This is a genomic window from Sedimenticola selenatireducens DSM 17993 (genome assembly GCF_000428045.1).
Classification (GTDB): Bacteria; Pseudomonadota; Gammaproteobacteria; order Chromatiales; family Chromatiaceae; genus Sedimenticola; species Sedimenticola selenatireducens.
On record NZ_ATZE01000016.1, the window covers coordinates 100,816 to 114,799 of the forward strand.

Consider the following 13,984-nt stretch of genomic DNA (forward strand, 5'->3'; position numbering starts at 1 on the left):
ACTTTCCACACTGTTAACCGGGACGTGCGATCATGTTGGTCTACGCGGGTGAAGCCCTCGCACGATACGGTTTCGGTGAAGGTCACCCACTGGGCCCCGACCGTTTCAACGCCTTCTGGCAAGCCTTCCAGCGATCGGCACTGCTGAAGCTCAGCACCGTCAAGGCTCCGGTTCAGGGCACTGCCGAAGATGCACGGCTATTCCACAGCGCCGAATATGTACACCGGGTTCAGCAACTGTCCGATCTGGGCGTGGGGATGCTGGACATGGACACACCGGTGTTCCCCGGTATATTCGAAACCGCGCTGGTAGTGGTCGGCAGCGTGCTGGATGCAGTGAATGAGATCATGTCGGAGCATGCCTCCCAGGCATTCGTGCCCATCGCCGGCCTGCATCATGCCAGTCGAACATCCTCTGCCGGATTCTGTGTATTCAACGACTGTGGTATTGCCATTGAAGCTCTGCGCAGACGACACCGGATTCACCGGATACTCTATATCGATATCGACGCGCACCATGCCGACGGAGTCTTCTACGCCTTTGAGCAGGACCCTGATCTGCTGTTTATTGATGTGCATGAAGACGGCCGCTACCTCTATCCAGGTACCGGTAGTGCAACCGAATGTGGCAGCGGTCCGGCACGAGGCACAAAACTGAATATCCCGATGCCGCCCGGCGCAACGGATGAGATTTTTTTCAACTACTGGCCGAAAATAGCCGAATTCATGGAGCAGCATCCACCTGAGTTCATTATCCTGCAGTGTGGTGCGGACAGTCTTGCCGGTGATCCCATCACCCACCTGCAGTTCAGCCCGGAAGTGCATTACCAGACGGCAAAGCGGATCGGCGAATACGCACGGACCGTCTGCAATGGACGGGTTCTGGCACTGGGAGGTGGCGGTTATAACCGGGCGAACATCGCCACGGCATGGCTGCAGACAATTCGTGGGTTATTAACAGGAACAGCCGAAAACTCGCCTGGTTCCTAAAATAGATATATACTCTCCACAGCTCCACCAGACCCATCAGGTCAAACTCACAATAATAAATAATCGCCAAGCGGCTACTACACAGGATGATCAAAAACCGCCACGTCGTACTTTATGAACAGAGAGCTGCCACTGACACCACAAAGAGTTCTATTTGCATCGAGCGAGATCGCATCGCTGAACGGCTTCAGTGAGCAAGCCGAATTCATCACCACCCTGACCTCGACACTCAGTGCGATGGAGCATGATGTACGCCTGATAGTACCTGCCTACTCCTGGCTGCTGTCACAGACAGACGCCGTTATCCAGACATCCAGAATCAGATTGCCCGGCGATAATCGGGAAGCACGAATTCTGCAAGGGCAAGCAGGACAGAGCATCCCCCTCTATCTGGTAGACATACCAGGACAATTCGACCGGCCGGACAATCGTGGTCCAGAAGATGCCATCCGCTTCGGACTGTTCAGTCGCATCGTCTCATTAATGGCAATCAATCAGGCAGGAATCAACTGGCAACCGGACCTGCTGCACTGCAGCGGCTGGCAGACAGCACTGGCCATTCCACTGCTCGGGGGCGCATGGAGTCGTCCCGCAACGATCTACTCCATGCATGAGGCGAAACACCAGTATTGCCACACCGAGCAGATCAACGCGCTCTCCATACCAGTTGAACTGCTGAAATCCGGTGCTCTGGAGATGCAGGGGCGCTTCTCGTTCGAAAAAGGGGCGATCCTGATGGCTGATCAACTGATCCTGCCGAGCCCCGGTTATCGCCAGGAGCTGCTGAATGATCACACCTTACACCCACTGGCGCCCCTGCTGAAAAAACGCACTGACCGGCTGACCGGCATCCCGTCCGGCATCGACTATCAGCGCTGGAGCCCAACCACCGATGTGCATATAGAACAGCACTTTGACAGCTCATCATTCGAGCTAAAAGGACTCAACCGGCAACGCTTACAATCGGAACTGAACCTGCCCCTGGATGAACATGACCTGCTGATCGGCTATCTCGCCACTGGTCGCGACACTAGCGAGCCTGAGCAGATTGCCTCCCTGCTGCAAACCATTGCACCCGACACGCCCATTCACATACTGGCTGCCGCCGGAGAAAACGATCCCGCACTTCAGCCGTTGCTCGACAGCGCCGAACGATTTCCACAACGACTCAGTGTGCGGCATGCAACCGATGAGGCTCGCTGGCACAGAATCCTGGCCGGCAGTGACTGCCTGCTCATGCCCGCCCGACACTACCCATCGGCACTTCAGGCGCAATGTGCGCTCAGCTATGGAACGGTTCCCATTGCCCACGCCTCGACTTCAATACGGGAGATCGTAACTGACGCCACCCCGGCCAATCTGCTGCATGGCAGCGCCAGCGGTTTTCTCTATTACAAGACAACACCCGAGCAACTGGCCGACGCAATCAGCAGGGCAAGCACATTTCGTGCAAAGCCGGCGATCTGGTGGCAGAAGCTGGCACTACAGGGCATGGCCCAGAGTTTTCATGCCGCCGAGACCACCAACAGGTATCTGCAGTGCTACCAATCGGCAATAGACAATCCGGTAGCCACGCCCGCTCACTGAGCATCCCGGTTTACCCCACGAACCCTGCATTGATCCCCATCTGTAATGGTGTCAACATGAAACGCAATTGACACAGCAATAGCAAAACCGGGGCGGCACCAGCAGATGACCATTTCCAACCTCCTTAAAAACCAGGCCTATATCAACGGCGAGTGGATTTCCGCCGACAACGGCCACACCTTTGCGGTCACCAATCCCGCAGACAACAGCGAGATCACCCGTGTGCCCTCACTCGGTGCGGCAGAGACGAGACGCGCCATCGAGCAGGCTGATCTGGCCTTTCGATGCTGGCGCAAGCGTACTGCGCAGGAGCGCAGCAATCTGCTGCGCCGCTGGTTTGAACTGATCATGGCCAATCAGGAGGCGCTGGCTCAACTGCTCAGTCTGGAGCAGGGTAAACCGCTGGCGGAAAGTCGCGGCGAAATCGCCTACGGCGCCAGCTTTATCGAGTGGTTCGCCGAAGAGGCGAAACGGGTATACGGTGACGTGATCCCGGCCCACGCGGCGGACAGGCGTTTTGTAGTGATCAAGCAGCCGATCGGGGTAGTAGCCGCCATCACCCCCTGGAACTTTCCCAACGCCATGATCACCCGCAAATGTGCACCGGCCATGGCGGCCGGCTGTACCGTGGTAATCAAGCCGGCACCGGACACCCCGCTCTCCGCACTGGCATTGGCGGCCCTGGCGGATGAGGCCGGCATACCGCCCGGTGTGTTCAACGTCCTGCCCACGGAAAATGCCGTGGCGGTGGGTGGCGAACTGACCAGCAACCCGATCGTTCGCAAACTCTCCTTCACCGGTTCCACCGCTGTCGGGAAGCTGCTCATGTCCCAGTGCGCCGGTACGGTTAAAAAGGTCTCCCTGGAGTTGGGTGGCAATGCCCCCTTCCTGGTGTTTGATGATGCCGATATCGACGCTGCCGTGGCTGGTGCGCTGGCATCAAAATACCGCAATAGCGGCCAGACCTGCGTCTGCACCAACCGCTTCCTGATCCAGGAGAGTATCTATGACGAGTTTGCCGAAAAGCTGACCCGGGCGGTCGACGCACTGCAGGTAGGGCCAGCACTGACCAGTGATTCCCAGCAGGGACCGTTGATCAATCAGGCCGCCGTGGAGAAGGTGCAGCGTCATGTGGATGACGCCGTGGCAAAAGGCGCCCGGCTGATGACCGGGGGGCAGCGCCATACCCTGGGTGGCACCTTTTACCAACCAACTATCCTGGCCGGCGTCACGCGTGAAATGCACATTGCCTGCGAGGAGACCTTCGGCCCCGTCGCCCCCCTGTTCAGCTTCAAGACCGAGCAGGAGGCGATCGACCTGGCCAATGACACACCCTTCGGACTGGCCGCCTATTTCTATGCCCGCGACATTGGCCGGGTCTGGCGCGTGGCCGAGGCCCTGGAGACCGGTATGATCGGGATTAACGAAGGCATTATCTCCACTGCGGTCGCACCATTCGGCGGTATCAAGGAATCAGGAATCGGCCGCGAGGGTTCGCGCTACGGCATGGATGACTTCATCGAGATGAAATATCTCTGCATGGGTGGTCTCGGTCAGGCGTAAAGGATTCCGTTGACTCGGCCCGGGCGATCCCTATAGACCACCCGCTGGTCACCATCGGATATATCAATCCCGCTTGCGGACATTCTGAAACCGTCGGATCCAGGGAGACTCGATGGGGTTGTCGGCCAGCAGCCGATCTTTCGCCTGCGTCGCCTGCTGCATACTGTCGAAACTGCCAGCGAGCACCCCGAACCAGCGGTAACCGAAACGATCGAAAGGGAAAATAGCGACACGCCATGAACTCTTCAACATACGCGCCACACGTTCGGCGCTCTCCCGCTTGTCGCTGCTGAAAAGCTGCAAGGTAAAATTGTCTTCCGGCTGGTCCTCTATCCAGGCCAGATCATTCTGACTGGCTACGACCGCCACATCACCGGTCGGTGTCGCCGACAGCAGTGCCGATTCATCAACCGCCAGGTCCGCCGGAGTGACGGTCTGCCCCAGCAGGCGGGCACTCTGCCGTGATGCAACCAAAGTGACCGCATCCGAACCGGTTCCGGATGCCGCCACGCCGGTGGCCATCAGTCGCAACGCGGCGTCACTGACGGCGACCTGCATGACATCCACCGACCCGCTGTAGATTGGCGAATCGGCAAACTCCAAATGGTCCAGCATGACCAATGCCCGTTGCGATCCGTTATCCGCCGCGCGCCGATACCATTCGAGCGTCTTTTCATGATCCGGCTCGACCATCCACCCCAGGTAGTGAAGTGCAGCCAACCGAAGCTGTGCCGCCACATCGCCCTGCCCGGCCGCCCGACGCCACCAATAAAGCGCCCGTTCCCCATCCTGTTCGATCAACTCACCGGTATGATAGAGATTACCCAATCGATACGCTGCCGCGGCATGCCCACCCTCGGCGGCCAGCATCAACAGGGTCAACGCCGTCACCTCACTGGGTTCGACTCCCAGGCCATCACGAAACAACCTGCTGAGATAAAACTGTGCTTCGGCATTGCCCCGGTCAGCCTCGGGCACCCAGTACTCGTAGGCATCGCGCCACTGCTGCTGTTCAAAGGCACGATAGCCGGCCTGTACCGGATCAACGGCGGCCGCGCACTGGGTACCCCACAGCAGTCCTGCAATCAACAGCAGTTTACCCGACAGGGTTCGCTTCATCATGCGGGCGGGAATATCACTGGCGGGGGTTTGACACCGATTCCGGTGGACTCGGCGACCACCGCCACCGCCTCCTGACGACCCAACTCGAAAGCCTGGGTCTGCGGCACTGTCTCCCCCGGTTGAGCAGGGATGTCTTCCGTTCGCATATACAGCGTCTGGGTGGGAAAGGCGAACTCAACACCCAACCGCTTGGCCAGGCGCAGGATATCCAGCATAAAACGGTGGCGTTCACGCAGCTCGGTATTCCATTCCGGCGTCTCCCAGAACACATACAGCAGTACATTCAGCGAAGAGGCGGCGAATTCGTTGAGGTAGACCTGATAATAGTCCTTGCGCATATAGGGATGCTGTCGAATCAGCTCCCGCACACCCTCACAGAAGGCCTCGATCCGGTCTGGCGGCGTATCATAGGTCAGTGAGAGTTTGCAGGAGAGGCGGCGGTAGCGCCGCTCCCCCATGTTGTCGACATCGGCGGTGATGAACTTGGAATTGGGCACGGTAACCACCGAGTTGTAGAAAGTGCGGATTCGGGTACTCCGGAAACCGATCCGCTCCACCGAGCCTTCCACCCCACCCACAATAATCCAGTCACCCACACTAAAGGTGCGGTCCATCAGCACGGTGACGGAACCGAACAGGTTCTGCACCATATCCTTGGCCGCCAGGGCAAAGGCCAAGCCGCCCAGTCCCAGGCCCGCAAGGAGACTCGATATGTCCACATTGATATTATCGGCAATGAAGACAAAACCGATGACAGTGACAAAAATCTTCAGGGTGCGCGGAATCAGCGGAACCAGGGCGTCGTCCAGCTTGCTTTCGGTCCTGAGTGCGCGACGCAGCAGATAGATCGCGACGATATCCACCAGTCGGTAGGCGGCCCAGACACCGGACAGGCTGGCGAGAAATTTCACCGCGACAAGCAGTACCAGCAGGGAATCCTCGCCCAGTCCGAGGAGGTTGATGCCGACCCACCAGATAACCGCCATCACCATCAGGCCAAGCGGTCGCAGGACCTGGTCGGACAGGGCCTGGAATTCGTCACCGCTACTGCGGTTCTTCCACCGCCGCACCAAACTGCGCAGCACCAGGGAGACCAGCTTATCGGCAACCACACCCACCAGAATAATGATGAAAATACCGATCCACTGCCAGTTCTCAAGCAGAAAGTCTTTCTGTTTGAGACGTTCGGGTATCTGTTGCCTCAGACGCAGATGCCACGGGAGATATTGCGCATCATCATCCCCCTTTACCCGCTTGGTCGCCGACAGTTCATCCAGTATCATCGGCAACCGGCTGACGCCCTCCCGGTCGAACAGCCAGCGCCCATCTTCCATAGGCGCAATGCGGATAACACCGCTTTTATAACGGGCAAACAGGTAGGGCTCACCGGTGGGGTTGGCCGGAATCCGTCCGGTATCGATCAAGCGGGTCCGGTCCATCACCTCCAGCAGCATCCAGGCCAAATCACGCCCACGCTCCCGGCGCACCAAAGGACTGACATCGGACAAGTCCAGTGTGGTTACCGCATCGTCTATCCGCTGCGGTTCCCCCCGTTTGATATCGTTCATGGCATGGAGAAAGGTCTCCATGGTGGCCCGGGGGGAAATGAGAGTATCGGGCGGTGCCGCCGCCTTGACAGCTGCACTCTCCGTCCCCGTCACCCCCTCCTGGCTATAAATCGATTGGGACAACCCCGACAACAGCAATAACATCGGTAGCAACAGACGCCACATGATCAACCGACTCCTTCACTTCCGCTCACATAAACTGGGGTGCAGTCTACCCGTCCGGCCCGGGAGTGTCTAAAACACTGGGCAGAATCTTCGTTTCACAGGCAAGTCACTGCAACTTTGTCCCCATTGTCGGCCATGAGGTGGGGTCGCCATCACAGCAGCACGACGGATCACGGCGCCGACGCGGCGCCCTATGGAGATGGAACCGGAATTTGGGCAGGTGAATGGTGAGTCGACCGGTTAGGGGTCTCTATTCGAGGGTCAACTGAATGTTATCGATCAACCGGGCCTTACCCAGATAAGCCGCTGCGAGAATAACCAGGGATGTATCATCCGCACCCGGCTCTGCCAGATCAGCCGCACGGCGAATGGCATAGTAATCGGGCGTAAAACCTTCCGACTCCAGCCGGTTGATCGCCTGACGCTCCAGCGCCGCATAATCGTGCTTGCCGCGCTTTATCCCGACCACCGTCTGTTGCAATTGCCGATAAAGAGCCGGCGCTATGGTACGTTCGGTATCGCTCAGGTAACCGTTTCTGGAACTGCGCGCCAGCCCATCCACCTCGCGTACCGTCGGCAGTCCATGGATGGTGACGGGAATCGAGAGATCCTGAACCATCTGCCGAATCACCAGCAGTTGTTGGAAATCCTTCTCGCCAAACAGTGCCAGATCCGGCTGAACCATGTTGAACAGCTTGCAGACCACGGTGGCGACACCCACAAAATGGCCGGGACGCGAGGCGCCACAGAACAGACCTGACAATCCCGGCACTTCGACCCGGGTCTGCTCCTGCTGGGGCCGGGCGTACATTTCGGCGACCTGCGGCGTAAACAGCAAATCGGTGGCTGCCGCACTCAACTTATCCGAGTCATCAATCAGGGTTCGCGGATAAGTGGCGAAATCCTCGCCCTCGCCAAACTGAAGCGGATTGACAAAGATGGAGACCACCACCCGATCCGCCAGAGATCGCGCCTTTCGCACCAGATCCAGATGGCCTTCATGCAGATTGCCCATGGTGGGAACCAGCGCCACCCGTTCTCCGGCCGCACGCCAGCGGGATACGGTATGCCGAAGGTCGGCAACAGTTTCAACGGTAATCATTTAAAGCTGTGCTCCTCACCGGGGAAGCTGCCGTCCTTGACTGCCTTGACATAATGAGCGATCGCCTCGGAAATAGAGTGGGCGCTCGGCAGGAAATTTTTCACGAAGCGCGGCAGCTGGCGCGGGGTGATGCCAAGCATGTCGTAGATTACCAGTACCTGGCCATCGCAGCCGGGCCCGGCCCCGATACCGATCACCGGAATCTCCAGCGCCTCGCTGATCTCCCGTGCCAGCCCGGTGGGGACACACTCCAGCACCAGCATCTGGGCACCGGCCGCTTCCAGCGCCAGGGCATCCTCTTTCATGATCCGGGCCGACTCGTCATCCCGTCCCTGTACCCGGTAACCGCCCAGTTTGTGCACCGACTGGGGCAGTAGTCCCAGGTGGGCACAGACCGGAATGCCGTTGGCGGTCAGCTGACGCACGGTCTCCAACTGGGTGGCACCGCCTTCCAGTTTCACCATGTGGGCGCCGCCATCCTTCATCAGCCGCCCGGCAGTCCCCAGCGCCTGCTCGGCCGAGCTGTAACTCATGAACGGCATATCGGCAATCAGCAACGCCTTGCGGCGGCCACGGGCCACACACTGGGTGTGATAGACCATCTCCTCCACGTCCACCGGCAGCGTGCTCTCCTGTCCCTGAATCACCATCCCAAGCGAATCACCGACCAGGATCACCTCCACGCCCGCATCTTCGATCAGGCTGGTGAAACTGGCATCGTAACTGGTTAACACAGCAATTTTTTCATGCTGTTGCTTCATCTGTATCAGTGTTGCGGTTGTCACATGGGACATGATTTTTTTACCCCGTTTTCTCTCTTTCCACTGTTAGTCGGAATCGGATAACCCGCATTGTGCAGTGCAATATTACAACAAGAGTGGTGCAGGATTGAAATAATGTTTTCCGCTGCGTACGCTGCAGATCCGCTCCAGCAGCAGCCGGTAGTCACTCTCCCGCTCAATCGGATTGATCTCCGCTGCATTGACAATCAGCAGAGGCGATTTCTCATAATGGTAGAAGAAATCGGTATAGGCGTTGCTCAGGCGTTGCAGATAAGCGGCTTCCATACGCCGTTCCTGGACCCGGCCTCGCTTCTGAATTCGCGTCATCAGCACATCCACCGGCGCCTGGAGATAGACCACCAGATCCGGAGATGGCGCCTCCATGGAGAGTCGCTCGTAGACCTGCTCGTAGAGATTCAGCTCTTGTGCATCCAGGTTGATTCCGGCAAACAGCCGGTCTTTTTCCAGCATATAGTCCGCCACCAGGGCTCGACGAAACAGATCCTGCTGACGCAGCCCCGCCAGTTGTCGGCTGCGCTGAAACAGGAAAAACAGCTGGGTGGGAAAGGCGGCCTGGCGGCCATCATTATAAAAGCGCTCCAGGAATGGATTCTCTTCCGCCTCTTCCAGCAGGGTTTCAGCCGCAAAGCTCTGCGCCAACCGGTTCACCAGGCTGGTCTTGCCGACGCCGATGGGTCCCTCCACCACGATATAACCGGGCGGTGTTGCGAGTGACTCATGCATGGCGCTTCAAGCCATTTTTCGGGCAATTGGCTACCAGTGCCGCCAGAGATCCCAGCCCCGGTATATTCAGCATGGGGGCGATCTCCTGTAGCGGATAAAGCACGAATGCCCTCTCCGGCATGCCGGGATGGGGCACGGTCAGCGCCTTGTCGCTAATGATCTGGTCCCCGTAGACCAGCAGATCCAGGTCCAGCGTGCGGGCGCCCCAACGCACCTCACGGGTACGTCCCTGGGCCTGCTCTATGGCCTGGATACCGGCCAGCAGATCATAGGGTAAAAGGGTGGTTTCAAGGGCCGCCACCGCATTGACGTAGTCCGGCTGATCCGCCGGCCCCATGGGGGGACTGAGATAGAGACTGGAACATTCAAGCAGGCGGGTTTCCGGCAGCTGTGTCAGGGCCTCACAGGCACGTCTGACCTGCAACACCGGTTCAGCCAGATTACTGCCCAGCCCTATGTAGGCGGTTACCATGGGCTTATTTGCACTGCTTCGCATCAGTCGTCTGGCTAGCTCGGGTCGGCCGGTTTGGCGGGACGCTTGCGCCGGCGCCGGCGGCGGCGGGGTCTATCGCCACTGCTGTTCGCCTGCCGAACCATCTGGTTGCGTTCATCGCCGTCCTGCTCCTGAAAATGGGTCCACCAGTCGGCCAACTCCTGGTCGACCTCTCCCGCTTCTGCGCGCAACAACAGAAAATCATAGGCCGCACGGAAACGGGGATGGGTTAGCAGTCGGTGGGGACGTTTTCCCGCTCGCTGTTCAAAGCGGTGCTGCAGATTCCAGATCTCGCGCATCGGGATACTGAACCGCTTAGGTATCGATACCCGCTCAAGCTGGGTCATCAGGATATCACTGCCCGCCTGCTGCATGGCCGGCAAGGGCGCTTCGCCGTTCTCCCGCAGACGTTCTGCCAACAGCCTGACCGGTTCCCACAGCAGTACCGCAAACAGGAAGGCCGGCGTTACCGGCTTTCCCTCGCGGATACGGCTATCGGTATTCTGCATCCCGCGGATAACGAAAGTGATGGGGAATTCGTGATCTTCGTGGGCCAGACACTCCTCCGTCTCCGGAAACAGCTCACCAAACAGGCCATAGTGACGCAGCTTTTCAAAACTCTGTAACGCCACGCCCGCCATGAACAGTTTCAGCACCTCCTCAAACAGGCGTGCCGCCGGCACACTCTGCAACAGGGAACCCATTTCAAACAGAGGCTGTTCGCATGCCGGATTGATCACAAACCCAAGCTTGGCGGCGAAGCGGACGGCCCGCAACATGCGCACCGGGTCTTCCCGGTAGCGGATATCGGGATCACCCAGCAGCCGCAGAACCCCTGACTGCAGATCCGCCATGCCGCCGGCATAATCCACCACCGAGAAGTCCTCTATATTGTAATAGAGGGCATTAATCGTGAAATCGCGGCGCAGGGCGTCCTCTTCGATGGAGCCATAGATATTGTCCCGCACCAGCATGCCATTCTCAGTCTCCCGGTCTCCCGGTTCGGAGGCATCCTGCATACTTCTGAAGGTGGCAACTTCGATAATTTCCCGCCCGAAGTGGACGTGGGCGAGGCGGAACCGGCGGCCGATCAGGCGACAGTTGCGAAACACCGCTTTGACCTCCTCCGGGGTGGCGTCTGTCGCCACATCGAAATCCTTGGGTTCCCGGCCCAGTAGCAGGTCGCGCACACCACCGCCGACCAGATAGGATTGAAACCCTGCCGCCTTCAGGCGATAGAGTACCTTGGTGGCATGTTCGCTGATATTCGCCCTGGAGATGTTGTGCTCAGGACGGGGAATGATATGGGGCGTGGCTATTTTAAATATTCCTTATACACTTCAAAAAGATTGCGGCGCCCAGAGTGTACAGAATCATGCCACTAAAAAAAATGGTCATTACAGCTTGAGCCAAAACAAACTGTGGGTATAATACGCCACGCCTGAGCGCACTGCTCCCTTCGTCTAGTGGCCTAGGACTCCGCCCTCTCACGGCGGCAACAGGGGTTCGAGTCCCCTAGGGAGTACCAAATTCGTGAGAAAACAAAGGGTTGGCAGGAAACTGCCAACCCTTTGTTGTTCATCCCAAACGATCACACAGCCAATAACCGGCTCACGCACCGCGCCGCCTGGCATGGAAACGCTCCACCCATCGCAGCAACCGCACCGGGGCATGGGCGCGCTTCCAGTTACCGGCGGCAAATTTGTTCGCCTCGGTCCAGGTGGGATAGATGTGGATGGTGCCGAGGATCTTGTTCAGCCCCAGACCGTGACGCATGGCGGTGACAAACTCGGCAACCAGGTCTCCCGCATGCTCACCGACGATGGTTGCGCCCAAAATCTTGTCTTTACCGGGCACCGTCAACACCTTGACAAAACCCTGCGCCTCACCATCGGCAATCGCGCGGTCCAGATCATCCAGCCCGTAGGTGGTGATCTCATAAGCCACGCCCCGCTCCTTCGCCTCCAACTCATTCAGCCCCACCCGTCCCACTTCCGGATCGGTAAAAGTGGCAAAGGGTATGACCGAGTAGTCCACCTTGAATTTACGGAACACTCCAAACAGGGCGTTGACCGCGGCATACCAGGCCTGGTGGGCGGCGGTATGGGTAAACTGATAAGGGCCGGTCACATCGCCACAGACATAGATGTTGGGGAAATTGGTCTGAAGAAATTCATTGGCTTCCACGGTACGCCGGTCACTGACCCGCACGCCAAGCTCCTCCAGGCCGAAGCCGGTGGTATTGGCCATTCGGCCAACCGCGACCAATACCTGATCGAAGGGGATTGAGATGGACTCCTGCTGATATTCCGCCGTCAGCCTGTTTTCCCCCTCCACCACTTCAAACGATTTGGCGGTATGTCCGGCAAGGACTTCGATCCCCTCCGCCTCGAACCGCGCGGTGACCAGTTCCACGACATCCTCATCCTCGCGGATCATCAGGCTGGGAGCCATCTCCACAATGGTCACTTGTGAACCGAAACGGGCAAAGCACTGGGCCAGTTCGCAGCCGATCGGGCCACCGCCCAGCACCAACAGCCGCTTCGGCAACTCACGCAGCGTCCACAGATCATCCGACGTGAGATACGGAACCTGATCCAGCCCTGGAATAGGTGGCACAAAGGGCCGCGCACCGGTCGCAACGATAATGTTACGGGTCGTCAGGGTCTGGCCGTTCACCTCGACCTCATAAGGGGACCTGATCATCGCCTCCCCTTCAATGACCTCCACGCCGAGTCCGGTGTAGCGCTCCACCGAGTCATGGGGCTCGACGGTTTTCACCACCCGCTGTACCCGCTCCATCACTTGTGAAAAATCAAACTCCACGGTCGCAGACTCGAAGCCATACTCCTGCGCCCGGCGGGTCTGCTCCAGAAAGCGCGCCGAGCGGATCAGCGCCTTGGACGGAACACAACCGGTATTGAGACAGTCACCACCCATCTTGTGCTTTTCAATCAGGGTGACTTTGGCCTTGACCGCGGCCGCGATATAGGCCGAAACCAGCCCCCCCGAACCGGCCCCGATCACCACCAGGTTGCGATCAAAAGTGGCCGGCTTGTGATAGGCCTTGAACACCTTGCGCGCCTTGACACCGTCCAGGATCTTGCGGGCGATAAGTGGAAAGATACCCAGTAGCACGAAGGAGAGGATCAAACCCGGCGAAAGAATGCCCGACAGCGATTCAATTTTACCGAGTTGGGTGCCAGCATTCACATAAACCAGGGTCCCCAGCAGCATGCCCACCTGGCTGACCCAGGCAAAAGTGAATGTCTTGAGGCTGGTAAGGCCCATGGCCAGATTGATCACGAAAAATGGAAACAGGGGCACCAGGCGCAACCCGAACAGATAGAAGGCACCGTCTTTCTCGATACCCGCATTGATCGTCTTCAGCTTGTCGCCGAAGCGGTTCTGGACCATATCACGCAGCAGAAAGCGTGAAATCAGAAAAGCCAGCGTGGCACCCAGGGTGGAGGCGAAGGAGACCAGCACGGTACCCCAGAACAGGCCGAAAATAGCACCGACCGCCAGCGTCATCACCGCCGCGCCCGGCAGGGAGAGTGCCGTCACCAGCACATAAACCACGAACATCACGGCGGCGGTCTGCAGGGGATGGGCCTGCCGATAATCTTCCAACGCGGCCTGCTGCGATTTGAGAAACTCCAGGCTGAAGTACTGTCCCAGATCAAAAATAAAAAAGCCGGCGATCACTATCACCAACACGATTAGCATCACTACCCGGTTACGGCTCATCTTACTCCCCTGACTTATCAACATTTCTTATGGCAGTTGACCGCGCTACGACTCTTTTTCTTTCGCCCTGCCCCAATCTTAGCGAACATTCACCCTTCCAGCCCGGGGTCATGGGCGCC

General features: G+C 58.4%; 11 protein-coding genes and 1 tRNA gene. 4 read left to right on the top strand and 8 right to left on the bottom strand.

Going from position 1 to position 13,984, the window contains the following annotated elements:
• The first annotated feature begins 32 nt into the window (after positions 1-32).
• The 3 genes from A3GO_RS0114550 to A3GO_RS0114560 all read left to right on the top strand — a co-directional run bounded on the left by A3GO_RS0114550 (position 33) and on the right by A3GO_RS0114560 (position 4,139).
• Positions 33-989 carry an arginase family protein gene (locus A3GO_RS0114550; protein ID WP_029134018.1) on the top strand — a complete coding sequence of 319 codons (957 nt, stop codon included), beginning with the start codon at positions 33-35 and terminating at the stop codon, positions 987-989.
• Positions 990-1,103: 114 nt separating this feature from the next.
• Positions 1,104-2,576 carry a glycogen synthase gene (locus tag A3GO_RS0114555; protein ID WP_029134019.1) on the top strand — a complete coding sequence of 491 codons (1,473 nt, stop codon included), beginning with the start codon at positions 1,104-1,106 and terminating at the stop codon, positions 2,574-2,576.
• A 105-nt stretch (positions 2,577-2,681) separates the two neighbouring features.
• Positions 2,682-4,139: an NAD-dependent succinate-semialdehyde dehydrogenase gene (locus A3GO_RS0114560; RefSeq protein WP_029134020.1), complete on the top strand. Its 1,458-nt coding sequence runs from the start codon at positions 2,682-2,684 to the stop codon at positions 4,137-4,139.
• Between the two features lie 63 nt (positions 4,140-4,202).
• Here A3GO_RS0114560 and A3GO_RS0114565 read toward each other — a convergent pair whose 3' ends face one another.
• The 7 genes from A3GO_RS0114565 to pcnB form a co-directional block, all read right to left on the bottom strand.
• The gene (locus tag A3GO_RS0114565; protein WP_084610111.1) at positions 4,203-5,261 is read right to left on the bottom strand and encodes an SPOR domain-containing protein; all 1,059 of its coding nucleotides are present in this window, start codon (positions 5,259-5,261) and stop codon (positions 4,203-4,205) included.
• On the bottom strand, positions 5,258-6,994 hold the full coding sequence (locus A3GO_RS0114570; RefSeq protein WP_029134022.1) for a mechanosensitive ion channel family protein: 1,737 nt from the start codon (positions 6,992-6,994) through the stop codon (positions 5,258-5,260). Before A3GO_RS0114570 ends, A3GO_RS0114565 begins: the two co-directional genes overlap by 4 nt.
• A 250-nt stretch (positions 6,995-7,244) precedes the next feature.
• Positions 7,245-8,096, bottom strand: a complete 852-nt coding sequence (gene panC, locus A3GO_RS0114575; protein WP_029134023.1) for a pantoate--beta-alanine ligase — start codon at positions 8,094-8,096, stop codon at positions 7,245-7,247.
• Entirely contained in the window at positions 8,093-8,890 is a 798-nt protein-coding gene (panB, locus tag A3GO_RS0114580) for a 3-methyl-2-oxobutanoate hydroxymethyltransferase (protein ID WP_029134024.1), read from the bottom strand. The genes panC and panB overlap by 4 nt, the downstream gene beginning before the upstream one ends.
• 72 nt (positions 8,891-8,962) lie before the next feature.
• Positions 8,963-9,622, bottom strand: coding sequence for a deoxynucleoside kinase (locus A3GO_RS0114585; protein ID WP_029134025.1), 660 nt, complete (start codon positions 9,620-9,622; stop codon positions 8,963-8,965).
• Positions 9,615-10,094: a 2-amino-4-hydroxy-6-hydroxymethyldihydropteridine diphosphokinase gene (gene folK, locus A3GO_RS0114590; RefSeq protein ID WP_029134026.1), complete on the bottom strand. Its 480-nt coding sequence runs from the start codon at positions 10,092-10,094 to the stop codon at positions 9,615-9,617. Before folK ends, A3GO_RS0114585 begins: the two co-directional genes overlap by 8 nt.
• A 35-nt stretch (positions 10,095-10,129) precedes the next feature.
• Positions 10,130-11,443: a polynucleotide adenylyltransferase PcnB gene (gene pcnB / locus A3GO_RS0114595; protein ID WP_029134027.1), complete on the bottom strand. Its 1,314-nt coding sequence runs from the start codon at positions 11,441-11,443 to the stop codon at positions 10,130-10,132.
• 124 nt (positions 11,444-11,567) lie between these two features.
• On the opposite strand from pcnB, the gene A3GO_RS0114600 reads away from it, so the two are divergent.
• Positions 11,568-11,643 (top strand) — tRNA-Glu (locus A3GO_RS0114600).
• 83 nt (positions 11,644-11,726) lie between these two features.
• Here A3GO_RS0114600 and A3GO_RS0114605 read toward each other — a convergent pair.
• Positions 11,727-13,865, bottom strand: coding sequence for an FAD-dependent oxidoreductase (locus A3GO_RS0114605; protein WP_029134028.1), 2,139 nt, complete (start codon positions 13,863-13,865; stop codon positions 11,727-11,729).
• Positions 13,866-13,984: the final 119 nt, after the last annotated feature.